The organism is Alteraurantiacibacter lauratis, from assembly GCF_037154155.1.
In the GTDB taxonomy this organism is placed as follows: Bacteria; Pseudomonadota; Alphaproteobacteria; order Sphingomonadales; family Sphingomonadaceae; genus Alteraurantiacibacter; species Alteraurantiacibacter lauratis.
This window is the reverse complement of the sequence record NZ_JBANRN010000006.1, coordinates 150,045-171,952: the sequence shown is the minus strand read 5'-3', so window position 1 is coordinate 171,952 and position 21,908 is coordinate 150,045. Positions and strand designations below refer to the sequence as shown.

Below are 21,908 nucleotides of genomic sequence, written 5' to 3'. Positions count from 1 at the left end.
GCTCTTCCTCATTCATCTGCTCCTTCGAGTGGGGCAGACTCTACATTACATCGAGGGAGGCAACGGGGGGCAGGTCACAGGCAATTGTGCAATGCAAGGCATTTGCGAGGCCCATTGGTCCTGCTGTAGTCCGAGAATTATTTGGCACACTGGCTCATCATGATGGAGCCACCATAGCTTACCTTGCTACGACAAATGGTGTTACCCAAGGCGCAAGGGATTGGTGCAAGGGCAAGCCGATAAGAATTGTAACCCCCGATCATCTCATCAGAGGCACCCTATGACCGTGCAGGCTCTTGATTTTATTAGCCAGATTGCTGGCTGGTCCGTGTGGTCAGCGGTAATTTCAGCCCTTGTGGGTTGGCTTACCGCCAAAGCAACACTTCGCTTTAACCGCGACAAGCTGCGCCGAGAATTCCAACTTGAATTTGCGACCGAGAGAGCGCTTCAAGCTCTTTTGGCTGATGGTGAATATTCAATGCGCTCCTTCACCAAACTTAAGCGTCACCTTCCCGCATTTTCTGATGACAACGATCTGCGGCTACACTTGATTCGCGCAGGTGCCGTTTGCTTTGAAAGCAAAGACGGGGAGGAACTGTGGGGTCTGCTTGATAGGCACAAGGGAGCAGCGTTCAAATAACGCGAAGCACGAAGTAAAACGAAAATGCAAAATTTTTTATGGAGCAGGCAGCATGAAATTCCTATCACGACTTTTTGGAAGAGGCGAAGACCCCCAAATTCAGGCGGCAATCGCCAAGATAAAGATGATCCAAGATAATGAGCAAGCCCAGAATATGATGCTCAACGATTACATGCTTGCCGAAATTGCAAAAAACCCTGAATGCGATGTCATTCCCGGCTCCGAAGGAAAGTTTGGATACAGTCCCTCCAATCCAATTCCGGTAAACGGGGCAATTGGGGAACTGGCTTATCTATCAAAGTTACGCACTCTCAATGGTGAGAGACTTTTCTTTCATCGAATCGGATCAGTCGCAAATGCAATCGACAAATTCGAGGCCGTGACATTTTCTGGCTCGGAGTGGTTTGTTCTTTATCTTAATATGTATTTCCCACGGCGGTCGCGACAAGCACCAGAAGGCTTAACTTTATCCTCTGAACCGTGCTGTTTCACCGGCTTCACTCAGCGTTGCGAAAACTTTCCGCTCGACTTCATCGATGTGAAAGTTGCCAACAGCGGCAACGGCCTTAACGCTGCCTATGCCCCAATATCGCTTGTCCAACCATACTTGGAAAATGGCACATTTGATCGCCCTGCGACGCCTTAGGCCGTAGACTCATAAACGCGGAGCCAGAGGCGCATTGAAGCCAGTTGGACCATGGCGAGGAAGTTTTCGGCGAACTTGTCGTAACGGGTGGCAACCCTACGGAAGTGTTTTAGCTTGGAGAAGAAGCGCTCGATCAGGTTCCGTTCGCGGTAGAGCCACGTGCTGAAGTAGGGTTTCGACCGCCGATTGGCCTTGGGCGGGATGTTGGCAAACGCTCCTTTCTCGCGGAGAGACGCCCGGATGCGATCGGCATCGTATGCCTTGTCCGCCAGCACGATTGTTCCGGCGCCAACATGATCGAGCAGGTCGTCGGCAGCTTGCCCGTCATGACTTTGCCCGGCGGTCAGGCTCAATCGGATCGGGAGGCCTTGCGCATCGACGACCGCGTGGATTTTGGTCGTGAGCCCACCTCGGGATCGACCGAGACAATGATCTCGATCCCCCTTTTTGCCGTCGCAGCCTGTTGGTGCGCCCGGATGGAAGTGCTGTCGATCATCTGGATGTCGCCATCATGCGCGGTGGTGATGGCATCCATCATCCGATCCCACACACCTGCTTTCCGCCATCGCACGAAGCGGTTGTAGCAGGTTGTGCGTGGGCCATAGCGCTCGGGCAGATCACGCTATGGCGCACCGGATCGCAGCACCCAGAAGATGCCGTTGAGTACACGCCGATCATCGACGCGCGGCACACCGCGGGGTTTGTTGGGCAACAGTGGCTCGATCACACGCCACTCGAAGTCGGTCAGATCATATCGGCTCATGCGGAGTATGAATCAGATTCAGCATCGAGATGAAATTCACCATCGAATGCTACAGATTGCGAATGCTCGGATTTATCGGCAAACTTCGCTTATGAAGGCAGCGCGCATCATCAGATTTGGCTTTTTTCTCACAGGCTTTGCTGCCTTGGCCGTGATCTTTTTGGGCATTGGTGGCTGGATAGGCTTCGCGCTTTCGATCGCTCTAACCATGCCCTTCACCGCACTGATCATGTTCGGGCTGAAGTGCCCTAGCTGCGGCGTGAGCTATTTCTTTAAGCCATCTAAGGATGGCTGGAACCTAACCGGAATCAACCTGCTTGCACCCGTTGCCGACCGTTGCCGGAAATGCGGGACTGCACGATAGAAGAAAGCGATCCTAGATCGCCCGGATTTATGGGTTCACGGCCTAGGCCGTAAACTCATAAACTGACTTGCGCGGCGCGGGCGCGTTTGATTCAAGGCTTAGGGGAGGAGCTTTGGATGACGCGTCGTAGATTTGAACTGACCGATGATGAGTGGCTGGTGATCGAGCCGTTGTTGCCGAACAAGCCTCGCGGGGTTCCGCGTGTGGATGACCGGCGGGTCATCAACGGGATATTGTGGCGCTTTCGCACGGGCAGTCCTTGGGCTGATATTCCCGAGCGCTATGGCCCACACACCACCTGCTACAACCGTTTCGTGCGCTGGCGCAAAGCCGGTGTGTGGGACCGCCTTCTCGAAGCGGTGAGCCAAGCCTTCGACGGCGAGTTGGTCATGATCGACAGCTCTTCCATTCGGGTCCACCAGCACGGTGCGACCCTAAAAAGGGGGACCCAAATCGCTGCATGGGACGTTCCCGGGGCGGTTTGACAACCAAGATCCATGCCCTGGTTGATGGTCGCGGCCTGCCGATCCAACTGCATCTGTCTGAAGGCCAGGCGAGCGATTGCCGTGAGGCCGAGAGGCTGCTGGCCGCCGTGCCGAACGGCACCACCTTTCTCGCCGATAAAGCTTATGACAGCGATGCCATTCGCAGTCAGATCACCGCGCAGGATGGCTTCGCCAACATCCCAGCCAAGAGCAATCGTCGCAAAGGCTTCGCGTTCAGCAGCTTCCTGTATCGCTACCGTAATCGGGTCGAGCGCTTCTTCGGGAAACTCAAAAACGCCAGAGGCCTGGCCACCAGATACGACAAACGAAGCGATAACTTCCTCGCTGCCATCAAGCTCTTCTGCACACGCCTATGGATCGCCGCTAATGAGTCTACGCCCTAGCCTGCCGCTTGGCTGAAATCCTCCGGACGCAGGACAAGGCGCCCCCCGGTGGTGAGCCTGATCTCGGCCTCGGCGTTGCGGTATCGCACGCGCCGCGCCAGTTCCTGCGTGGCGTGCAATTCGGCGGTCGCCAGCATCCCGCCGCGCCATTCCAGGCTGACCGTGCCGCCGCCGTTCATGTCCTCGGCCTGGAACGCCTCACCATCAGTGGCAAGGATGAACTTGGCCTTCTGCGATGTGGTCTTGGGGCTTTCGCGCAGGGCCCTCAGTGTTTCGTCCACTGCGCCGGGATCGCAGGTGGCGATATGGATGTTCCCGCGCTGGAGAATCGCTCCCGGCACATCGGACTGATTGGTGTTACCCGCCCGCAGCCGTGCCAGTGCGGTATCCTTCTGGCCGAAGGCACGCAGGAACTGGAAAGGGAACTCGGCCTGGTCAAAGGGCTCGAGCGCAAGGTTGGATACGGCTTCTTCGATCTCTACGGGATTCATTTGGAGCTCCGGGGGGCACTATCGAGAGCCTGCAACCGCTCGAATTCCTCGAACGCCATGACGACCAACACAGGCCGATCGTACTTCGTAATGGCGACCGGCGCGGATCGCGCCTGATCAACCATTTCACCGAATTTGTTCTTTGCCTCTGCAGCCGTAAAGGTGCGCATACGAATCTCCCGACCTGCGAAGAGATTTAGCTAATTTAGCCATCGATGCAACGCTCGGGAACGTGGACTTTCTCAGGGCTTCGACGAGAGAGTTCGTCCGCAGGCTCTCGCCCACCGCCAATCCCTCTGTTGCAAACCGTCACCGGGCCTTGGTAGCGGGCGGATTTTCCTTTTGTTTCAAAGGGATTTGGTAAGGCCCAAGCGAACCTTGGAGACTGGCTTCAGGGCGCCTGCGGTCTCTGAATGGCCTTTCGTCTCTGGTGAAGCGAACCTCGCGCCAATCGGTTCGGTTGGAAAGTATCAAGCAATTTCAATCCGATGACGGACCGGGCCGCGCGCGCAGTTTGCCGCGTTTCCTTCGCCTCGCAAGCGCGCGGCAAGCCAATCCGCGGTGGGCGTGTCGCCCCGCAGCGTGTCGAGGCAGGGCGTCGCGGCCAGTAGCCCAGGGGAGCTTCCGACGACGTTCATCGCGACTTCAGCCAGTTTCTGGCACTTATGCCGACGAAGAGATAGCTGAAGAGAAGGGAGGCATTCGCAATGAGTAGCGCATCTCTTGTCGCATCGACCCTGGCCGCAGCGCTGGTGCTGGGAGCTGTCGGGTCAGCAGCGATGGCCAGGGAGCAGCCGAACAACCGTGGCTATGTGGTGGGCAAAGGGGGCGTTGCCCGGCTCGCGGATGGAGGACAGCCAGGCGGAGAGGCGGCACAACCCGATCAGACCGCGCAAGCCGACACCGCATCCGGCCGCCTCGTGATAAAGACCAAAAGCAGCCCGCCGGTGATGGAGCCGATCGGGGTGAACGAGCCGGGGGTCAACCGGGCCGCACCGCCAGCAGGCGGCGGGGCCGCGTCGGCCAGCTATGCGGCAACGGGTCGTGCAACTTCCCCAGCCGGTGTCAGCCAGACCGAAGGCGAGGCGGCCCAGCGGGGGATTGAGAAGAAGGATATTCGGCGTGGTGCGGCGTTCCCGCCACAGCCGGTAAACCGGTGACGGGATGACCCCCCGGTCTGCAACTGGCCGGTCTGCAACTGGCGCGCCCGCGCCCGCTCTCCTGCGCATCGCGTTGCGCCTGTTGGCAGCGCAGCTATTGCCAAGGGAACGGGCGCGCGGGCTTCAGGCTATCCACCAGGTTCGAGCGTCAGCATGATCCTGCGCTGCGTGCTGCCACGCTGGAGCGTCAGTTCCACCGTCTCGCCCACCGCGCGGTCATCGAGCCGGGCGGCAAGCTCCGCGAGCTGCGCCACCGGCTTGCCATCGAGCGCGGTGATGATGTCCCCCGGCACGATGGCCTCGCCCTCGCGCCGTGCCGGCACGATCCCGGCCTTGGCCGCAGGCGAACCCGGCTCGACGGCGAGCACGAACACCCCTTCGATCCCGCTGCGCTGCTGGAGCAGCGCATTGGCCGCCTCATCGCCAAGGATGCCGAGCGAGGGGCGAATGTAGCGGCCTTGGCGGATCAGCTGCGGCACCACCCGGTTGACCGTATCGACCGGCACGGCAAAGCCGATCCCTGCTGATGCACCCGATGGGCTGAAGATCGCGGTGTTGATGCCGATTAGCCGCCCGGCCGAATCGAGCAGCGGCCCACCCGAATTGCCCGGATTGATGGCTGCGTCGGTCTGGATCAGGTGATCGATGCGGCTGCGTCCGTCCTCGCTGGGCAGGCTGCGGTCGAGCGCGGAGACGACCCCGGTGGTCAACGTCCAGTCAAGCCCGAAGGGATTGCCGATGGCAAAGACCTTCTGCCCGATCTTGAGGTCAGCGCTGGTGCCGACCGGCACCGGGGGCGGGCGGCGGAAATCGATCCCGATCTTCAGCACTGCAATGTCATGCGCGGGCGACGCGCCCACGAGCGCTGCCGTGTAGTCGCGCCCGTCGGCCAGCCGCACCCGTGCCTGCGAAGCCCCGGCGATGACATGATAATTGGTGACCACATGGCCGGCATCATCCCAGATGAAGCCAGAACCCGTGCCGCGCGGCACCTCGAAGACATTGCGGGTCCACAGATCGGCCACCAGTTCGGCGGTGGAGATGAACACCACCGAATCGCGCGCCTTTTCGAACAGGGCAATGGTGGCCTTTTCGTCCTCGGCCAGATCGCCGCGCGCGGCGACCACCCGGCTTTGCGCATTTTGAGCGCCCGGATCTGCTGGTGCGGCAAGCCGGTCGCGCAGGATGGGCGCAAGCTGCCAGATCAGCACGAGAAGTGCGGCAATCAGGCCAACCGTCCACAGCCACCTTGGCAGCGGATCGGAACGACTTGGGGGAGTGGAAGGCAAGGTCATGGCCTCATCCTAAATGCGAACCGGGGTATGTTCGAGCAATCCTTCGGCAGGTATCCAGGTCTGCCGCAAGGTGCGGATGCAGGCATCCACCTCTGCTTCGGCCATGCCTGCCGCACGCATCGCCTCGCGCGCTAGCGCCAGACTAGCGGCCAGGCTTTCGGGGAAGACATAGGTCGCGCCCGCGGCAAGCAGCGCCTCCACCGACGAGGAATCCCGGCAGCTGGCGATAATGGCGCAGCCGCGCGACTCATCCCGGCCGATATCGTGCAGCAACCTTGCCGCGGCCTCAGGCCGGCGCACGAACAGCACCAGGGCGCTGGCGCGATCAAGGCCGGCAGCCTCGATCAGGGCCTTGCGCTGGCCGTCTCCGAATATCACGTTCAGGCCCTCGCTGCGGGCGCGCTTGAAGCATTCGTAATCGCGTTCGATCGCCACATAGGGGGTGCCGCTGGCCTCCAGGGCCTGGGCCAGCGTCCGCCCCTTTGTGCCACAGCCCACGAGGATGACATGACGCGTCAACCCGCTGGTTGCCCGCCGCGAATCGGCCTCACCGGTGTGATCCACTTCTTCGCCTGCCGAGCGCGCCAGCATGGCAGTCAGGTACGGGCTGAAATGGACGATGACCGCGCCCAGGATCATGCTGAGGGCCACCATGCTTAAGAGCGGCTGGCCCCAGGCAACAGGAAGGGCGCCGCCGATTGTGGCTTGGCCCAGAAGCAGCAGGCTCAGCTCGCCGCAATGTGCCAGCAGCAGGGCTGATCGCACACGATCACGCGGCGCTTGTCCTTGCGCAAGGGCAATCAGCCACACCAGAACGAACTTGCCCAACACGATCGCGATGGCGCCGGCAAGCACAACAAGCGGTTGGGAAAGGGTTGCGCCCAGATCGAGCGACATTCCGGTGGTGATGAAGAAGATCCCCAGCAGCAGATCGCGGAACGGGCGGATTTCTTCTTCCAGCTGATGGCGAAAGTCGCTTTCCGCCAGGATAACGCCCACCACGAAAGCCCCAAGCGGCAGCGACAGGCCAACCTTTTCAGCGCCCAAGGCTGCTGCCAGCAGGATGGCCAGTGCCGTGATGAGAAAGACTTCGTTCGAACGGGTGCGCGCGGCCAGCGCGAGCAGGCGACCGAGGGTCGGTCGCGCCAGCAACGCGACCGCCGCAAGTGCCGCAAAGCCAACGACCAACTGACTCACACCCGCGCCCTCGCCGGCGTGCCCGCCCGGTCCGGCCAGCACGGCCAACGCACCCAGCAAGGCCAGAGCGGCCACGTCCTGCAAGACCAACGCTCCTGTCGAGGCGATGCCGAAACGGGTGGCGCTCTCCTCGCGCTCGATCAGATGTTTGTGCACGATTGCGGTGGACGACATCGCCAGCGCTCCGCCGATGATCAGGCTGGCAAGCAGATCGAGCCCGGCCCAAAGCTGCAACAGCGCGCCTGCCAGAGTTGCAGTCAGCGCCACCTGTGCCCCGCCAAAGCCGAACACGCTGCGCCGCTCCGCCATCAAACGCGACCAGGAAAACTCCAGCCCGATGAAGAACATCAGCACGGCAATGCCAAGTTCGGCCAGAAGCACCATGGAAGCACTTTGCCCGACAAGGCCCCAGGCACCCGGTCCGGCGATAATTCCGGCCAGGAGATAACCCACGGTTGGTGAAAGGTGCAGCCGCACTGCGACAAGCACCGCGGCCAGCGCGGCGGTTAGCAGGATCGCAAAATCAACGACAAACTGATGCATATCCACGGTTCCCGCGCGGCTGCGCTTGCAACCGATCCCCCGGCCTTGTAGTCAAAACAGTCGAAAGACAAGCGACAGCCAATCATTTCCGCAGGTAATTTGCGCAAGTTGTTCTCATCGAAGGAAGTCGCACCATGTCAACTGCCTTTCAAACCTGTTCGCTAAGCCGCAACTGGTGGGTCTTTGCCCTGCGCGGCGTGCTGGCGCTGGTGTTTGCCGCTTTGGCGCTGGCCCTGCCGGGTTCGGCCCTGTTTGCCCTGACGATCGTGTTCGGCGCCTTTGCCTTCGTGGATGGCCTGTTCGGCCTGATTGCCGCCTGGCGGCGGATGCAGGAGGGCGAACGGTGGGGCGTGCTGGCGCTCAGCGGGGTGATGGGCGTGCTCGCCGGGATCGTGGTGGTGATCTGGCCGCTGCTGGCCACCATTGCCCTTGCGCTGTTGTTCTGGTGGAGCCTGGTGGCCTGGGCGCTGGTGACCGGGGTGCTCGAACTGGTGGCCGCGATCCGGCTGCGCCGCGAGATCAGCGGGGAAATCTGGCTCGGCCTGTCCGGGGCGCTGTCGGTGATCTTCGGCGTGTTGCTGGTGTGGCTGTTGTTCACCAATCCGCTCGCCAGCCTGGTTTCGCTGGGCTGGGTGGTTGCTTTTTATGCGGCCCTTTCGGGGACGGTGCAGTTGCTGCTGGCCTTGCGCCTGCGCCGGATCGCGCGCGCTGGCGGGGCGGTGGAGGTGACCATCGCGACCGTGCGTGACGAGGCCTGATCGCGCCAGAAAAATTGCCTAGCCGGGTCTTGAAACCGCGGCCGATCCTTCCTTTATTTTGTTGCGGAACGCCCACAGGGGTTCCCTGAAGAGACGTGTCTGGCCAGTTTGGCAGTCTGCCTTGCGGAGTGGCTTTGTCCCGCAGGCAACGTCCCTTGCCTTGTCGCGCGGCGATGGCTGCGCCGGTTCAGTCCGTCCTTCTCGGGTCTCCCTTGGGCCAGATGGGAGGATGAGACTATGTTTTACCGAACCGCACTTTATCCGGCCGATCCCTTCGCCGTGATGCGGCGCCTGTCCGACAGCCTCGATCGCATGACGGCGCGGGCCACTTCGCCCTTTCCGCCAGTCAATATCTGGCAGAATGGCGAAGCTGCGGCGATCACCGCCGAACTGCCCGGGGTGGAACCCGGCGATATCGATATCGAGGTGAAGGACAATATCCTGACGTTGTCCGGCGAGCGCAAGGCGCCGGAGCACCCTGAAGGTGCCAGCTGGCACCGGCGCGAACGCGCCTTCGGTCGCTTCACCAGGGCCATTCGCCTGCCCTTCCGGCTCGATCCCGAAAAGGTCGAGGCGCGCTTTGCCAATGGCGTGCTGCGCATCGCCGTGGCCCGCCCCGACGAGGACAAGCCGCGCCGGATTGCGATCAAGGCGGCGTAAGGAAAGGAGCCGAGCAATGACCAATCATGTGACCCCCGCTTCCGAACAGACCTCGGCCCAGACCCTGGCCGAACCCGCGCGCGATCGCCCGGTGTGGCGGCCGCTGGCCGATATTCTCGAAACCGCTGACGGCTTCACGCTGATGCTTGAACTGCCGGGCGTGGCGGCCGAGGATGTCGAGGTCTCGCTCGACAAGCGCCAGCTCACCATCCGCGCCCGCTCGCAGGTGGTCGAAAGCGACCAGCTCGAACCGGTGCACAGCGAATATGTGCCCGGCGACTATGAGCGCGCTTTCCTGCTGTCGGACGATCTGGATGGCGAGCACATCGAGGCCGAACTGAAGAACGGCGTGCTGACCGTGCATGTGCCGCGCCTGGCCGAAGCCCGGCCCAGGAGCATCACGGTCAAAGCCGCCTGATAACCAAGGGAGAACGAAAGTGAAGATCAAGGATCTTATTCCCTGGGCCAGCAAGGATCAAATTTCGCATCCGGCTCAGGATGACCAACGCGACAACCCGATTGCCACCTTGCAGCGCGAGATGAACCAGGTGTTCGAGAGCTTCTTCAAGCGCTTCAGCAAGGGCTTCGGCGAAATCGACTGGCCTTGGGGGCATGCCGAGGCGCGTTCCGACGTGGTGCAGACTGCCGGAGCGGTCGAGGTCTCGATCGAACTTCCGGGCATGGGGCTCGAAGATATCGAGGTCAGTGTCGCCAATGACATGCTCACCATCAAGGGCGAGAAGAAGGTCGAGCGGCAGGAGGAGAAGAAGGGCTACTATCTCTCCGAACGCAGCTATGGCGCGATCTGGCGCTCGATCCCACTGCCCCCCGGCGTAGATGGCGAGAAAGCCGAGGCCAGCTTCCGCAACGGCGTGCTCACTGTCCGTCTGCCGCAGACCGAGGAAGCCCAGGCCAAGGTCAAGCGCATCGCAGTGAAGGCCGACTAGGGCTATTCCGGCAGGGCGGGGCGCACCCCGTCCTGCCGGTAATGCTCCGGATGTATAGGGAAGTCTTGACGCATAGCTTCCGCCCGCGATCAGCTCATTTCCAAAAGATCATTCCTCCAACTTCGCCATCTGCTCTTCCCATGGCCGGTCGGCGACGGCGATGAGGTCGGCGAGCGACAGCGACGACGGCACGCGGCGGATGACGAGGTGTTCGAGCACTTCAGGGGACAGATAGGCAAGCCGCATCATGCGGCTCACGAACCGGTCGGAGACCTTCTCGGCCGCAGCGATATCCTGAATGATGGAAGCTGCACCCGTTTCCAGCTGCCGCCGCCAACGCCATGCGCGGGCGATGGCGCGCAGCACATGCGGGTCCACCCCGCCGGCGTCCGACACCATGTTGGTTGGCGGCACGATCTTCGGCCGTCTGTTGCGTTTGCGGACGGTGAGCGGGCTTCCTCGTCGTCAAGGGCGTCCGGGGGGAGGGTGTGCACCTCGTGCGAGACTGGGATCCGGCGTGTCGGCCAGGAATGATCATTCGTTCTCAGTCAGATGAACTGGTTGGCAGGCGCTCGTCTTGCCTGGTTCCCTCGCCTTGAAAATCCAGGCGCTGTCGCCCGCCAGCTGACGCAATTCTCCCACGCGCTCACAACCCCGCCGAACCATCCTTCGCTGCAATTCCTAATGCGAATGAGTTGCATTAGGATGAAAGTTGCGCCAAAGGCCGCAAACTTATCTGCGAATGATTCGCAAGAGCGACAAGGGTTCGGTATGAGAATGTGGACGAGAATGTCTCACGTGTTCTTGGGCGGTGGGTTAGGCGCACTAGTGCCGCAGGTTGCCTCAGCGCGCAGTCCAGACTTGCCCGAAGGTCTCTCGGTTGGCGGCATGTTCATGGCCGCCGACTGGGTGGTCAAGGCGGTGATGATTGGTCTGCTGCTCGCTTCGCTCGTCACCTGGACGGTGGCAATCGCCAAACAATACGAACTGCGCAAGGCCAGCGCCGCCGAACGCGCCGTACATGATCGCGTGGCCGGCCTGCGCTCGCTGGAGGAGGTGGCCGGGGCACAGCAGCTTGGCCACGTCGCATTGGTCACGGAGGCGCTAGAGGAGCTGAAACAGTCCGGCAATGCCCTTGCCGATGCCGAGGGAGTGAAAGAGCGCATCGCCTCGCGCTTCCAACGCCACGAGGCGCGCGAGGCCCGCCGAATGACGCGCGGCGTGGCCATCCTCGCCACCATCGGCGCAACAGCACCCTTCGTCGGCCTGTTCGGCACGGTCTGGGGCATCATGAACAGTTTCATCGGCATTGCCGAGAGCCAGACCACCAACCTCGCGGTCGTCGCACCCGGAATTGCCGAAGCCTTGCTGGCGACAGCCCTGGGGCTGGTTGCGGCCATTCCGGCAGTGGTGATCTACAACCACTTCACCCGCCAGATCACCGCCCATCGCGCACTGGTGGCGGACACGGCGGCGGCGATCCTGCGGCTCGTATCGCGTGATCTCAGCCGCGGCATGGTCAGGATCGGGGAGTGAGGCCATGGCGATCTACCTTTCCGATCCCGATGACGATCTCGCACTCAACCACGACATCAACGTCACGCCTTTCATCGACGTGATGTTGGTGCTGCTCATCATCTTCATGGTCGCCGCTCCGCTGGCGACGGTCGATGTGAAAGTCGATCTGCCGGTATCCACCGCGCGACCCGCGCCCAAGCCGGACAAGCCAGTGTTCCTGTCGATCCAAGCCGACGGCCGCATGCTGGTGGGCGAACGCGAAGTGACCGCGGCAACTCTGGGCCAAGCCGTCGAGACAGCAACTGCCGGAAACCGCGAACAGCGGGTGTTCCTGCGCGCCGACAAGGCGGTTCCCTACGAGGCGATCATGCAGGCCATGAATGGCCTGCGCGCCGTGGGCTATCTCCAGGTCGCGTTGGTCGGGCTGGAGGCACAGGCCCGATGACCGCGCCCAGCAAGGAGTGGCGGCACTGGCAGATCGCCGCGCTGCTCGCACTTGCGGCCCATGTCGCGGTTGCCGGGCTGGTCCTGTCGTGGACGCGCTCGGCAACGCCAAACGAGCCCGAACCGGTGGTGCTGGTGGAGCTGCCGCCACTAGGGGCCGCCGCACCGGCGCTGGCCAGCGCGCCGCGCCCGGCTCCGCAGCCAATTCGCTCGCAGGCCCGCCCGCCCATTGCCATGCCTCCGGTTGCGGCGCCGCCTCGCCCTGATCCGGCGATCCTGCCACCGCCCGCACCAACCCGGTCCGACGTGGCCGAGGCACCGGCGTCGGCGCCTTCACCCGCGCCCGAAACCGCTGCCCAAGCCGCATCGGCCGCGCCGGTGGCGACCAGCGCCGCCGCGACCGGTCCGGGCACCAGCCCGCTGCCGGGCACCGATCCGCGCGCCCGGCAGCAGGAGGCCGATTATTTTGCGCTCGTCAGCGCGCACCTCAACCGGCGCAAGGTCTATCCAACCGAGGCCCGGCGCGCCCGCCAACAAGGCGTGGTGACGGTGCGCTTTACGGTCAACCGGCAAGGGCATGTCTCGAATGTCTCGATCCGGCGTTCGAGTGGCCACGCGCTGCTCGACAGCGCCACGCTCGACCTCCTGCAGCGCGTGGCACCGCTGCCGCCCATGCCTTCCTCCATGCAGCGCGACAGCATCACCCTGTCGCTGCCCATCGACTATTCGCTTCGAACCAACTGAAAGAAAGGGGTTTTCATGAGTGACACCGCGAATGCCGTTCGCCGGCCGATATGCCTGCGCGCCAGAGGGGCCGGCCTTGCCATCGGTGTTGGGGCAATATTGATAGCCGGGCCAGCGCTGGCCCAGTCGCAGGAGCCCGAAGAAGTCGAACTCGACACGCTGCAGATCGAAGATAGTGCGGCCGACGTCAATCCCTATGTCCAGCCGGGCTCTCCCTACAAGGCGCGCGTGTCGGGCGATCCGCGCCGGGTTGTGCCGCTTGCCGAGACGCCGGCCACCATTCAGGTGCTCACCGCCACCCAGATTGCCGAACAGGGCGAAACCGATCTGCGCGACGTGCTCGACAACCTGCCGGGGGTGACGGTGGGCACCGGCGAGAACGGCAATGCCTTTGGCGATCGCTACATCATCCGCGGGCAGGAGGTGCGCTCCGACGTCTTCGTTGATGGCCTGCGCGATCCCGGCATGACCATTCGCGAGACTTTTGCCGTCGAGCAGATCGAGGTGACCAAGGGACCGTCGGCCAGCTTCGGCGGGCGCGGCACCACCGGCGGTGCGGTCAATTCCATCACCAAGCAGGCCAGCACCGAATACAATTTTAACCGCGTCGATCTCGGCATCGGCACCGACAATTACTGGCGCGGCACGCTCGATTCCAACTGGCGGCTGTCGGACAATGTGGCGGTGCGGGCCAACCTGCTTTACGCTTACGAGGAGGTGCCCAACCGCCAGCCCTCCGACCGCGAACGCTGGGGCGGCGCCCTTTCCGCATCGTTCCAGCTGGGCGATGCCGTGCGCCTGCTCCTCGATTACTACCACCTCACCGCCACCGACACGCCCGATCTCGGCGGCTATCTCCCCGCCCCCACCGGCACTGCCGGCAATGTCACCATTCACCGGCCGTGGGACGAGGTGCCGGCCTATGCCCAGCGCGGCGATTTCCTGAAATCGGATGTGAACACCTTCACCGCGCGTCTGTTCATCGAACCCTTCGAGGGTTTGCGCATCGTCAATTCGACCCGCTATGGCATGGCCGAGAACGGCTATGTCGTCACCGGCCTGCGCGGCGGGGCCTTCAATCCGACCACGGCCACCTATGCCCCGTTGACGCTGAGCAGCCACCAGGGGTGGCAGGACGTTGACTATTTCGTCAACCAGCTCAACATGTTCGGTGAGTTCAGCACCGGCAGTGTCCGGCATTCGCTGATCCTGGGAGCGGAATATTCCGATCACCAGGTGCTGAACGGTGTCTATCGGCTGACCAATACGGGCGCCTTCAATTGCCGCACCTCCGGCACCGGGGCGTTCAACGCCTATTGCCTCACCGTTTCCGGCGCCGAACGCGCGCTGGTTGCGGGCGACATCAACAACATTCTGGGCCGGCAGATCACCAGGGGTCCATGGGACATCGATTGGCGCGTGGAGACCTTGTCCTTCTATCTGATGGACACGATCGACCTTGCCCCCTGGCTCACGCTGCATGGCGGGGTGCGGATGGACGCCTTCACCTATCGCAACATCATCCAGAACACCAACACCCTGGCGCAGACCCCCTATCGCTACAACGACACCTTGTGGAACGGCCATCTGGGGCTGGTGCTCAAGCCCAGCGATGACGGAATGATCTATGCCGCTTGGGGCACCTCCAAGGAGATCAATGGCGGTGAATCCGATCTTGGCAGCAATTGCGGCTATGGCGGCATCTGCATCGTTACCGGCGTCAACGATGTGGGCGATGGCGCGCCCGAAAGCGCCACCAATTTCGAGATCGGCACCAAATGGGATCTGTTCGGCAATCGCCTGCTGATCCAGGCGGCGGCCTTCCAGCTGACCAAGGACGATGTGTTCGAGGCCGGTTCTGCCGGCAGCTATTCGCAGTTCGGTTCGCTCAACACCGGCAGGCACCGGATCCGCGGCATCGAGCTTGGGCTGGTGGGCAACATTACCGAGCGGCTCTCTGGCCAGATCGGCGCGAGCTTCATGGACTCCGAAATCCTGCGGACGGCGCAGCAGCCGCCGGCCACCGCGCCAGCCGGATCGACCCTGGTCGGCAAACGGTTGTCGAACTTCGCCAATACCCAGTTTTCGGGGCAGTTGCGCTACCAGGCGAGCGCGGCCTTCAGCTTCGGCGGCACTGCCACCTATCGCAGCGCCATCTATGCGGGCCAGCCCGACAGCCCGGCCTCCTATGATTTCAACCTCGGTGTCTATCGTTTCCGGGTTCCGTCCTACTGGCTGTTCGATGCCTTTGCCGAATACCGCTTCAACGAAACCTTCTCGGCCCGGCTCAATGTCAACAATATCGGCAATGAGGACTATTACCTCGCCGGATATCAGAGCGGTCATTTCCTCTACAAGGGGGACGAGCGCCGCGCGACGCTCACCCTGACCGGGCGGTTCTGACCATGCTGACCGTCATCGAGAGCGTTCTGGATGCCGCTGAAGTCCGCGACTTTCGCAAGGCGCTGGCCTCGGCGCGCTGGATCGACGGCGCGCAAACGGCCGGGACTCGCTCGGTGGCGGTCAAGCAGAACCTGCAACTGGATCGCGGCGATCCCCTTGCGGTCGATCTGGGCAACCGCATCCTGCGCAAGCTGGGCCACCATCCCCTGTTCGTCTCGGCCTCGCTGGCTGAGACGATCTGGCCGCCGGTCTTTAACTGTTACGCCAATGGTGGACACTACGGCACCCATGTCGATTCCGCGCTGATGCGCCATCCGGACCTCGGTCGCACCATGCGCAGCGATCTTTCGGCCACGCTGTTCCTCTCCGATCCCGATGATTACGAGGGCGGCGAGCTGGTGATCGAAGGCCAGTTCGGCGGACAGGCGGTGAAGCTTCCTGCCGGCGACATGGTGCTCTACCCGTCCTCCAGCCTGCACCAGGTCACCCCGGTGACCGCCGGCGAACGGGTCTGCGCGATCATGTGGATGCAAAGCGCGGTGGCCGATCATTCCGCCCGCGCGATACTGTTCGATCTCGACCAGTCGATTCAGGCGCTTGCGGTGGGGCGGAGCAAGGACGATGCCGATATCGACCGCTTGATCCACGTCTACCACAATCTGCTGCGCCGCTGGGCACAGCCCTGATTGCGAAGGCAGAGGCGCGGCCTTGCCGATGGCAGGATCGCTCACCCGAAGACTGCTGCCATCTGCTCATCCCATGGCCGATCGGCGAGGACGATGAGGTCTGCGAGCGACAGCGCTGGCGGCACGCGTCTGGTGACGAGGCGTTCGAGCACTTGCGGGCAGAGGAAGGCAAGGCGCATCAGGCGGCTCACGAACCGATCCGAGAGCTTCTCCGCTTCGGCGATGTCGTGGATCGTGGAAGCAGCACCCGTTTCCAGCATCCGCCGCCAGCGCCAGGCGCGTGCGATGGCGCGAAGCACATGCGGGTCCACCTCGCCCATATCCAGCACCCGATCGGCTGGCGGCAGGATCTTCGGCCGTCCATTGCGCTTGCGGATGGTGAGCGGAATGACGATGCGGAGGGTGGCGGGATCGCTCATGCGGCAAGCCCCGGTTCGGCCGCGAGCATGTCGCGGATCATGGCGTCCAGCCCCTCATGGCGCAGGTCGACGGCGATGCCGTCTTCGCCGACGGTCACCCGCGCGACCAGAAGTTGGATGATGCGGGTTTGCTCCGCTGGACAGAGCGCCGCCCAGAGCTGATCGAACTCGCCGAGCGCTTTGACCACCGCCTTCTCATCGAAGGTCGGGTTCTCTTCGCGCAGGGCCCTGATCGTTCGGGCCGCCGCTTCGGGCGCGCGGATCATGCGGCGGATCTCGCCGACCACGGCGTCCTCGACCATGCCTGCAGGCAGACGCAGCGGGCCGCCATTCGCGTCGGTCGGGCAGTTCCGGATCAGGTCCATCGACGCGTAGTAGCGATAGAGGCGCGTGCCCTTCTTCGTCGCCGTCGGCGTCATCGCCGTGCCCGTTTCGGTGAAGATAATCCCTTTCAGCAGGGCCGGAGTCTGGCGACGGGCAGGCCGCCGGACAGGCTGGCGGGCAGCGGCAGGACCCAGTGCACGCTGTCGGGCGCGGCGTGGAAATGCTCCTCGCTCAGCGCCTGCGGCTGGCGCAGCCTCGACTTCCGCTCGACCGACCTGTCCGCCGCGCAGGCGCTGGGCCAGGATCCCCTGCGCGGGCGCAATGCGCAGGATCCCTGTCGCGGCCTCGTCACCGACGAGGGGCAGACCGAGTGCCGATCGACCTGCGCGGCACCGGCTTCGGGCTGATCGCGCTTGACACCGCGCACTTGCACCCTGCTATTGTGCATCGCACAATCCAAATAGTTGAAATCCGCATGAAGATCGCCATCGTTGATGAAAGTGCCGTTCGCGCCTCGATCATCGAGGAAGGACTGGCCGCGCTTGACGATCGGCAGGTGTTCATCCTGACCCAACGCGATGGTCTAGTTGCCCGGTTGCGGGAAATTGATCCCGATGTCGTTCTGATCGATCTGGGCAATCCCTCGCGCGATGTGCTGGAAGAATATTTCGCGGTCAGCCGCGCGCTGGCCAGGCCGATTGCGATGTTTGTGGACGAGAGCGATGACGATGCCATTGCCGCTTCGATCGATGCGGGGGTATCGGCCTATGTCGTCGATGGTCTGGCGGCGAGCCGGATACGCCCCCTGCTTGATCTGGCGGTGAAGCGGTTCAACGCCTTTGCCCGATTGCAAGCCGATCTGGCAGAAGCCAAGGGAAAGCTTGCCGAACGCCAGATGATCGACCGGGCCAAGCGCATCCTGATGGACAGCCGGGGGCTGACCGAACCGCAGGCCTATGCCGAATTGCGCAGGAAGGCGATGTCTACCTGCCGCCGCATCGCCGACATTGCCGAAGCGCTGGTCACGGCGCATGACCTGATCGGAGAGGAGTGACCATGGCCACGCGCACGCTTGTGATTGGGTTCCTGCCACTGGTGGATGCTTGCCTTCCGATTCTGGCGCAGGAACACGGGTTTGCCGAGGAAGAGGGCCTCAATCTCAGCTTCGTTCGCGATGTCAGTTGGGCCACGGTGCTTGATCGGCTGCTGTATGGGCACACCGATGCCGCGCACATGCTGGCGCCGCTTGCCATTGCCACCACACTGGGGCGCGGACGCAAGGCCCATGCCTTGGCTGCGCCCTTTGTCCTGGGGTTGAACGGCAATGCGATTACCTTGAACAGGGAATTGGCGCGCAAGATTGCAACGCCGGGCGAATTCGGCGATCCGCGCGGCGTCGGAACCGCCTTGCGGATCGAAGCCGAGGCTGCCAGGCGAGCGGGCCGTCGCCTTCGCCTTGGCGTGGTGCACCGCTATTCCAGCCACAATTACAAGCTGCGCTATTGGCTTGCGGCATCGGGTATTCGCCCCGACGACGATGTGGAGATCACCACCATTGCCCCGCCATTTGTCGCCGATGCGCTGGCCAGCGGCGAAATTGATGGTGCCTGCGTGGGGGAGCCGTGGAACAGCGTTTGCGTGGAGCGCGGCGTGGGAACCATTGTGTTGGCCACCGCACAGATTTGGCGACGCGGCGTTGAAAAGGTGCTGGCGATGCGGGAAGCCCGGCTGGCGGAACTGCGACCCGAAGCCGAAGCGCTCATTCGCGCGATGCGCAAGGCCGGACGCCATTTCGTGGACCCCGCAAACTGGGACACCAACGCCGCGATTCTGGCGCGCAGCGAATATGTCAACGCAGACAGGTCGCTGATCCTGCGGGCCATTTCCGATCGTCTGGTGCTGGAGAAGGGCGCAGGCGAGGTGCATTTTCCCGATTTCATGTTCCAGTATGCCGAGGCTGCGAACTTTCCCTGGGTCAGCCAGGCGGCCTGGCTGTATTCGCAGATGGTGCGATGGGATCACTTTCCGGTGAACGAAGAGGATCTGGCCAGGGCAATGCGTGTGTTCCGCCCCGACATTTACCGAAGCGCGCTCAAGCACAGCGGTGATGATCTTCCTGCCGCCAATGCCAAGGTCGAGGGGAGTTTGGCTCAGCCCATGCAGGTGGGCGCGCAGCAAGGTGCCATCACCTTGTCTCCAAACACGTTTTTCGATGGCCGCACGTTCGATCCGGATCGCCTGGAGGATTATCTGGCGCAGTGTGAGTGATGCGAATTTTCTGCTGCACTGCAAAAAATCTCTTTACGAACCCTGCCCGAATCGCCTAGCCTGTCAATGACTCGAAGCTTCGCCCATCGTCGGGCGTATCAATCCAAGCTTCGCGTAGAATTACAACTGAGTGGCAACGTGGCCGCCCGAACTGGTTCATTTGAACCAATTCGAGGCGGCTTTTTGCGTTGTCCACCTGATCGAGGGCGGACATGATGACCAATATCCTCAAGGGTGACCTCAACCGCAGATCTGCCATGGGCACCATTCTTGGCATGGGAGCCGGCTTGGCTGCGACCGCGATGCTTGCGGGCTGCGGCAAGAGCGAAGGCTCGGCCCCGGTTACTGCGGGCAATATTGACGGGCCGCCGGAAAAGCCGAACCTCAAGCTTGGCTTCATCAAGCTGACCGACATGGCTCCACTCGCCATTGCGCTGGAAAAGGGCTTCTTTGTTGAGGAGGGCCTCAACGTTACGCTGGAGCCGCAGGCGAATTGGAAGGTGCTGCTCGATGGGGTGATTGGGGGGCAGCTCGACGCCGCGCATATGCTGACCGGCCAGCCGATCGCGGCCACCATCGGCTATGGCACGCAGGCCAGACTGATTGCGCCGCTCAGCCTCGACCTGAACGGCAATGCTATCACCCTGTCAAACAAGGTCTGGAACATGATCAAGGATTCGCTGCCCAAGCAGGGCGGCAAGCCGGTGCACCCGATTTCCGCGTCCTATCTCAGGCCTGTCGTCGAGCGCTTCAAGGCCGAAGGCAAACCGTTTAACATGGGCATGGTGTTTCCCGTCTCCACCCACAATTACGAGCTGCGTTACTGGCTGGCGGCCGGTGGGTTGAATCCGGGCTTTTACACGCCTGGCGATGTGGCGGGCACGGTGGGGGCCGAGGTGAACCTTTCGGTAACGCCGCCCCCGCAAATGCCCGCAACGCTGGAAGCCGGCACGATCGAGGGCTACTGCGTCGGTGAACCGTGGAACCAGCAGGCGGTGGCCATGGGCATTGGCGTTCCGGTCGTCACCGATCACCAGATCTGGAACAACAATCCGGAAAAGGTTCTGGGGCTGCGCGAGGATTTTGCGGCGCAATATCCGGCCACCACCGTGGCCCTGTTGCGCGCGGTCATCAAGGCGCAGCAATGGCTAGATGCCGATGGCGGGGCAAACCGTGCCGAAGCGGTCGAAATTCTGGCCCGACCCAATTATGTGGGGGCCGATGCCGCCGTTATCGCGGCCAGCATGACCGGCAGGTTCACCTTCGAAAAGGGCGATACCCGTCCGGCCGAAGGCTTCAATATCTTCTTTGAGCAATACGCCGGCTATCCGTTCTATTCCGACGCGGTCTGGTATCTTACCCAGATGCGCCGCTGGGGACAGGTGGCGGAAGATCATCCGGATGAGTGGTATTTTGATACTGCGCGCAAGGTCTACCGGCCCGATCTCTACCTGGCCGCCGCCAACAAGCTTGTCGAAGCGGGGGCGATTCCTGCCTCGGCCATTCCTGAAACCGACGGCTTCCGCGCCCCCACTGACGCCTTCATTGACGGCATGACTTACGATGGACGCGCGCCGAACGCTTATCTTGCCCAATTCACGATCGGTCTGAAGCAAGGTCAGCGTGTAACGTCCGGTGGCGTGACCGGAGCCTGAGTTCACAACAGTTCAGCAAAGGTAGTAAAATGGCCAGCCTTGCAGCCGAAGTCGATAAGCCATCCGAATTGGGCAAAGGCCCATCGGCAGCTCCGCTTGCCGCGGTGCCGGAAACATCGGAGAAGGCAGCCCTTCCGGATCGTATGTCGGCGCCCCGCTCGACTTCGAGGGGCAAATATCTGGAAATGCTACGGGGCCTTGCTGCCCCGTTGGTGGGGATCGTCCTTTTCCTGGGACTTTGGGCGGTCCTGGCGCCGCAGGTGAACACATCCTTGGGCGCCTTGCCGGGGCCGGTCGAAGTCGCAGGACAGGGGATTGCCCTGGTCGACGAATGGCAAGCTGCGCGGCAGGTAGAGGCGCAGTTCTACGCCGAACAAGACGCCCGCAACGCGGCCGCGATTGCTGCCGGGAATCCGGCAGGCGTCACGGAATTCGCCTATTCGGGGCCGCCCACTTTCCCTGACCAGATCTTCACCAGCCTAAAGACAGTGGCGATGGGGTTTGTGCTCGCCTCGCTGATTGCCGTGCCGGTGGGGTTGATTTGTGGCCTGTCGCGCACCGTCAATGCGGCAATCAATCCGCTGGTTCAGATCATGAAGCCGGTCAGCCCTCTGGCCTGGCTGCCGATTGTCACCATGGTCATTTCCGCCCTGGTCACCAGTCCCGATCCGCTCTTGCCCAAGAGCTTCATCATTTCCGCTCTGGTAGTAATGCTGTGCTCGCTTTGGCCAACGTTGATCAACACGGCGGTTGGCACCGCCAGCATCGACAAGGATTTGCTCAATGTGGGCCGAGTGCTCAAACTGGGCTGGTTCGCCAAGCTGACACGGCTCGTTCTGCCTGCGGCGCTCCCGTATATTTTCACCGGTATGCGCCTGTCGCTCGGCGTGGGCTGGATGGTGCTGATTGCGGCTGAAATGCTTAGCCAGAACCCCGGCCTGGGCAAGTTCGTCTGGGATGAGTTTCAGAACGGATCCAGCCAGTCGCTTGCCCGCATCATGTTTGCGGTGGTGGTCATTGGCTTTATCGGCTTCGTGCTGGATCGGGTGATGATGGCCCTTCAGAACTTCGTATCACGAAACAGGACGGTGTGA

Annotated in this window: 26 protein-coding genes and 2 pseudogenes; 19 read left to right on the top strand and 9 right to left on the bottom strand. The window is 62.4% G+C overall.

All coding sequences use genetic code 11. From position 1 onward, the window contains the following. Positions 1 to 14 precede the first annotated feature (14 nt). Genes WFP39_RS15235 through WFP39_RS08135 form a run of 3 tightly spaced genes read left to right on the top strand, consistent with a single transcriptional unit; the run spans position 15 to position 1,286 of the window. Positions 15 to 284, top strand: coding sequence for a restriction endonuclease (locus tag WFP39_RS15235; protein ID WP_419716202.1), 270 nt, complete (start codon positions 15 to 17; stop codon positions 282 to 284). Then, entirely contained in the window at positions 281 to 640 is a 360-nt protein-coding gene (locus tag WFP39_RS08140) for a hypothetical protein (RefSeq protein WP_336918895.1), read from the top strand. The genes WFP39_RS15235 and WFP39_RS08140 overlap by 4 nt, the downstream gene beginning before the upstream one ends. Before the next feature lie 52 nt (positions 641 to 692). Further along, on the top strand, positions 693 to 1,286 hold the full coding sequence (locus tag WFP39_RS08135) for a hypothetical protein (protein WP_336918893.1): 594 nt from the start codon (positions 693 to 695) through the stop codon (positions 1,284 to 1,286). Here WFP39_RS08135 and WFP39_RS08130 read toward each other — a convergent pair. After that, positions 1,283 to 2,049: pseudogene (locus tag WFP39_RS08130) on the bottom strand (IS5 family transposase). The gene WFP39_RS08135 and the pseudogene WFP39_RS08130 overlap by 4 nt on opposite strands. A 91-nt stretch (positions 2,050 to 2,140) precedes the next feature. Here WFP39_RS08130 and WFP39_RS08125 point away from each other — a divergent pair. After that, positions 2,141 to 2,413 (top strand): hypothetical protein, encoded by a 273-nt coding sequence (locus WFP39_RS08125; RefSeq protein WP_336918892.1) that lies wholly within the window; start codon positions 2,141 to 2,143, stop codon positions 2,411 to 2,413. Between the two features lie 116 nt (positions 2,414 to 2,529). After that, positions 2,530 to 3,302 (top strand): IS5 family transposase gene (locus tag WFP39_RS08120; protein ID WP_336918891.1). Its coding sequence is split into 2 segments (ribosomal slippage): positions 2,530 to 2,848 and positions 2,848 to 3,302, totalling 774 coding nucleotides; the frame shifts between segments, so codons are not numbered across the junction. 146 nt (positions 3,303 to 3,448) lie between these two features. Here the strand turns inward: WFP39_RS08120 and WFP39_RS08115 are convergent. Beyond that, positions 3,449 to 3,793, bottom strand: a pseudogene (locus WFP39_RS08115) (type IIL restriction-modification enzyme MmeI); the annotation flags it as partial. Further along, positions 3,790 to 3,963: a type II toxin-antitoxin system Phd/YefM family antitoxin gene (locus tag WFP39_RS08110; RefSeq protein WP_145071959.1), complete on the bottom strand. Its 174-nt coding sequence runs from the start codon at positions 3,961 to 3,963 to the stop codon at positions 3,790 to 3,792. The pseudogene WFP39_RS08115 and the gene WFP39_RS08110, both read right to left, overlap by 4 nt. 537 nt (positions 3,964 to 4,500) lie before the next feature. Between WFP39_RS08110 and WFP39_RS08105 the strand changes: the two genes are divergently transcribed. Continuing rightward, a complete protein-coding gene (locus WFP39_RS08105; RefSeq protein ID WP_336918888.1) occupies positions 4,501 to 4,953 on the top strand; it encodes a hypothetical protein in 453 nt (150 codons plus the stop codon). Positions 4,954 to 5,081: 128 nt separating this feature from the next. On the opposite strand, the gene WFP39_RS08100 is transcribed toward WFP39_RS08105, so the two are convergent. Further along, positions 5,082 to 6,248 (bottom strand): S1C family serine protease, encoded by a 1,167-nt coding sequence (locus WFP39_RS08100; RefSeq protein ID WP_336918886.1) that lies wholly within the window; start codon positions 6,246 to 6,248, stop codon positions 5,082 to 5,084. Positions 6,249 to 6,257: 9 nt separating this feature from the next. Further along, positions 6,258 to 7,988, bottom strand: coding sequence for a cation:proton antiporter domain-containing protein (locus WFP39_RS08095; RefSeq protein WP_336918885.1), 1,731 nt, complete (start codon positions 7,986 to 7,988; stop codon positions 6,258 to 6,260). Between the two features lie 134 nt (positions 7,989 to 8,122). On the opposite strand from WFP39_RS08095, the gene WFP39_RS08090 reads away from it, so the two are divergent. From WFP39_RS08090 to WFP39_RS08075, 4 genes are all read left to right on the top strand, one after another. Continuing rightward, positions 8,123 to 8,746 (top strand): HdeD family acid-resistance protein, encoded by a 624-nt coding sequence (locus tag WFP39_RS08090; protein ID WP_336918884.1) that lies wholly within the window; start codon positions 8,123 to 8,125, stop codon positions 8,744 to 8,746. A gap of 237 nt (positions 8,747 to 8,983) precedes the next feature. Next, positions 8,984 to 9,406: an Hsp20/alpha crystallin family protein gene (locus tag WFP39_RS08085; protein WP_336918882.1), complete on the top strand. Its 423-nt coding sequence runs from the start codon at positions 8,984 to 8,986 to the stop codon at positions 9,404 to 9,406. 16 nt (positions 9,407 to 9,422) lie between these two features. Next, positions 9,423 to 9,824, top strand: a complete 402-nt coding sequence (locus WFP39_RS08080; protein ID WP_336918880.1) for an Hsp20/alpha crystallin family protein — start codon at positions 9,423 to 9,425, stop codon at positions 9,822 to 9,824. Positions 9,825 to 9,843: 19 nt separating this feature from the next. Then, the gene (locus WFP39_RS08075) at positions 9,844 to 10,353 is read left to right on the top strand and encodes an Hsp20/alpha crystallin family protein (RefSeq protein WP_336918879.1); all 510 of its coding nucleotides are present in this window, start codon (positions 9,844 to 9,846) and stop codon (positions 10,351 to 10,353) included. A 108-nt stretch (positions 10,354 to 10,461) separates the two neighbouring features. On the opposite strand, the gene WFP39_RS08070 is transcribed toward WFP39_RS08075, so the two are convergent. Further along, complete coding sequence (locus WFP39_RS08070) at positions 10,462 to 10,752, bottom strand: hypothetical protein (protein ID WP_336918877.1); 291 nt, start codon at positions 10,750 to 10,752, stop codon at positions 10,462 to 10,464. A gap of 489 nt (positions 10,753 to 11,241) precedes the next feature. Between WFP39_RS08070 and exbB the strand changes: the two genes are divergently transcribed. The 5 genes from exbB to WFP39_RS08045 are packed head-to-tail and all read left to right on the top strand — an operon-like array spanning position 11,242 to position 16,148. Next, complete coding sequence (gene exbB, locus WFP39_RS08065) at positions 11,242 to 11,889, top strand: tonB-system energizer ExbB (RefSeq protein ID WP_336918876.1); 648 nt, start codon at positions 11,242 to 11,244, stop codon at positions 11,887 to 11,889. A gap of 4 nt (positions 11,890 to 11,893) precedes the next feature. Further along, complete coding sequence (gene exbD, locus WFP39_RS08060; protein WP_336918875.1) at positions 11,894 to 12,316, top strand: TonB system transport protein ExbD; 423 nt, start codon at positions 11,894 to 11,896, stop codon at positions 12,314 to 12,316. Beyond that, positions 12,313 to 13,059 (top strand): energy transducer TonB, encoded by a 747-nt coding sequence (locus tag WFP39_RS08055; protein ID WP_336918874.1) that lies wholly within the window; start codon positions 12,313 to 12,315, stop codon positions 13,057 to 13,059. Before exbD ends, WFP39_RS08055 begins: the two co-directional genes overlap by 4 nt. Positions 13,060 to 13,074: 15 nt before the next feature. Further along, the gene (locus WFP39_RS08050) at positions 13,075 to 15,462 is read left to right on the top strand and encodes a TonB-dependent receptor (protein ID WP_336918873.1); all 2,388 of its coding nucleotides are present in this window, start codon (positions 13,075 to 13,077) and stop codon (positions 15,460 to 15,462) included. A gap of 2 nt (positions 15,463 to 15,464) precedes the next feature. Continuing rightward, positions 15,465 to 16,148, top strand: coding sequence for a Fe2+-dependent dioxygenase (locus tag WFP39_RS08045; protein ID WP_336918872.1), 684 nt, complete (start codon positions 15,465 to 15,467; stop codon positions 16,146 to 16,148). Between the two features lie 41 nt (positions 16,149 to 16,189). Here WFP39_RS08045 and WFP39_RS08040 read toward each other — a convergent pair whose 3' ends face one another. From WFP39_RS08040 to WFP39_RS08030, 3 genes are read right to left on the bottom strand one after another with little or no spacing between them, the layout of a single operon-like run. Next, a complete protein-coding gene (locus WFP39_RS08040) occupies positions 16,190 to 16,567 on the bottom strand; it encodes a hypothetical protein (protein ID WP_336918871.1) in 378 nt (125 codons plus the stop codon). After that, entirely contained in the window at positions 16,564 to 16,986 is a 423-nt protein-coding gene (locus tag WFP39_RS08035; protein ID WP_336918870.1) for an HMG-box domain-containing protein, read from the bottom strand. Before WFP39_RS08035 ends, WFP39_RS08040 begins: the two co-directional genes overlap by 4 nt. Before the next feature lie 32 nt (positions 16,987 to 17,018). Continuing rightward, positions 17,019 to 17,213 (bottom strand): hypothetical protein, encoded by a 195-nt coding sequence (locus WFP39_RS08030; RefSeq protein WP_336918869.1) that lies wholly within the window; start codon positions 17,211 to 17,213, stop codon positions 17,019 to 17,021. A 153-nt stretch (positions 17,214 to 17,366) separates the two neighbouring features. Between WFP39_RS08030 and WFP39_RS08025 the strand changes: the two genes are divergently transcribed. The 4 genes from WFP39_RS08025 (at position 17,367) to WFP39_RS08010 (ending at position 21,908) form a co-directional block, all read left to right on the top strand. Further along, on the top strand, positions 17,367 to 17,945 hold the full coding sequence (locus tag WFP39_RS08025) for an ANTAR domain-containing response regulator (protein ID WP_336918868.1): 579 nt from the start codon (positions 17,367 to 17,369) through the stop codon (positions 17,943 to 17,945). Positions 17,946 to 17,947: 2 nt separating this feature from the next. Further along, a complete protein-coding gene (locus WFP39_RS08020) occupies positions 17,948 to 19,159 on the top strand; it encodes an ABC transporter substrate-binding protein (RefSeq protein ID WP_336918866.1) in 1,212 nt (403 codons plus the stop codon). A gap of 212 nt (positions 19,160 to 19,371) precedes the next feature. Continuing rightward, positions 19,372 to 20,814 (top strand): CmpA/NrtA family ABC transporter substrate-binding protein, encoded by a 1,443-nt coding sequence (locus WFP39_RS08015; RefSeq protein WP_336918865.1) that lies wholly within the window; start codon positions 19,372 to 19,374, stop codon positions 20,812 to 20,814. Positions 20,815 to 21,074: 260 nt separating this feature from the next. Next, on the top strand, positions 21,075 to 21,908 hold the full coding sequence (locus tag WFP39_RS08010) for an ABC transporter permease (protein WP_336918864.1): 834 nt from the start codon (positions 21,075 to 21,077) through the stop codon (positions 21,906 to 21,908).

What these genes read in the sequence shown, in the direction of transcription:
- WFP39_RS08140 (WP_336918895.1), top strand. Translation starts at nt 281, where the DNA reads ATGACCGTGCAGGCTCTTGATTTTATTAGCCAGATTGCTGGCTGGTCC.
- WFP39_RS08135 (WP_336918893.1), top strand. Translation starts at nt 693, where the DNA reads ATGAAATTCCTATCACGACTTTTTGGAAGAGGCGAAGACCCCCAAATT.
- WFP39_RS08125 (WP_336918892.1), top strand. Translation starts at nt 2,141, where the DNA reads ATGAAGGCAGCGCGCATCATCAGATTTGGCTTTTTTCTCACAGGCTTT.
- WFP39_RS08110 (WP_145071959.1), bottom strand. Translation starts at nt 3,963, where the DNA reads ATGCGCACCTTTACGGCTGCAGAGGCAAAGAACAAATTCGGTGAAATG.
- WFP39_RS08105 (WP_336918888.1), top strand. Translation starts at nt 4,501, where the DNA reads ATGAGTAGCGCATCTCTTGTCGCATCGACCCTGGCCGCAGCGCTGGTG.
- WFP39_RS08100 (WP_336918886.1), bottom strand. Translation starts at nt 6,248, where the DNA reads ATGACCTTGCCTTCCACTCCCCCAAGTCGTTCCGATCCGCTGCCAAGG.
- WFP39_RS08095 (WP_336918885.1), bottom strand. Translation starts at nt 7,988, where the DNA reads ATGCATCAGTTTGTCGTTGATTTTGCGATCCTGCTAACCGCCGCGCTG.
- WFP39_RS08090 (WP_336918884.1), top strand. Translation starts at nt 8,123, where the DNA reads ATGTCAACTGCCTTTCAAACCTGTTCGCTAAGCCGCAACTGGTGGGTC.
- WFP39_RS08085 (WP_336918882.1), top strand. Translation starts at nt 8,984, where the DNA reads ATGTTTTACCGAACCGCACTTTATCCGGCCGATCCCTTCGCCGTGATG.
- WFP39_RS08080 (WP_336918880.1), top strand. Translation starts at nt 9,423, where the DNA reads ATGACCAATCATGTGACCCCCGCTTCCGAACAGACCTCGGCCCAGACC.
- WFP39_RS08070 (WP_336918877.1), bottom strand. Translation starts at nt 10,752, where the DNA reads ATGGTGTCGGACGCCGGCGGGGTGGACCCGCATGTGCTGCGCGCCATC.
- exbB (WP_336918876.1), top strand. Translation starts at nt 11,242, where the DNA reads ATGTTCATGGCCGCCGACTGGGTGGTCAAGGCGGTGATGATTGGTCTG.
- exbD (WP_336918875.1), top strand. Translation starts at nt 11,894, where the DNA reads ATGGCGATCTACCTTTCCGATCCCGATGACGATCTCGCACTCAACCAC.
- WFP39_RS08055 (WP_336918874.1), top strand. Translation starts at nt 12,313, where the DNA reads ATGACCGCGCCCAGCAAGGAGTGGCGGCACTGGCAGATCGCCGCGCTG.
- WFP39_RS08050 (WP_336918873.1), top strand. Translation starts at nt 13,075, where the DNA reads ATGAGTGACACCGCGAATGCCGTTCGCCGGCCGATATGCCTGCGCGCC.
- WFP39_RS08045 (WP_336918872.1), top strand. Translation starts at nt 15,465, where the DNA reads ATGCTGACCGTCATCGAGAGCGTTCTGGATGCCGCTGAAGTCCGCGAC.
- WFP39_RS08040 (WP_336918871.1), bottom strand. Translation starts at nt 16,567, where the DNA reads ATGAGCGATCCCGCCACCCTCCGCATCGTCATTCCGCTCACCATCCGC.
- WFP39_RS08035 (WP_336918870.1), bottom strand. Translation starts at nt 16,986, where the DNA reads ATGACGCCGACGGCGACGAAGAAGGGCACGCGCCTCTATCGCTACTAC.
- WFP39_RS08025 (WP_336918868.1), top strand. Translation starts at nt 17,367, where the DNA reads ATGAAGATCGCCATCGTTGATGAAAGTGCCGTTCGCGCCTCGATCATC.
- WFP39_RS08020 (WP_336918866.1), top strand. Translation starts at nt 17,948, where the DNA reads ATGGCCACGCGCACGCTTGTGATTGGGTTCCTGCCACTGGTGGATGCT.
- WFP39_RS08015 (WP_336918865.1), top strand. Translation starts at nt 19,372, where the DNA reads ATGATGACCAATATCCTCAAGGGTGACCTCAACCGCAGATCTGCCATG.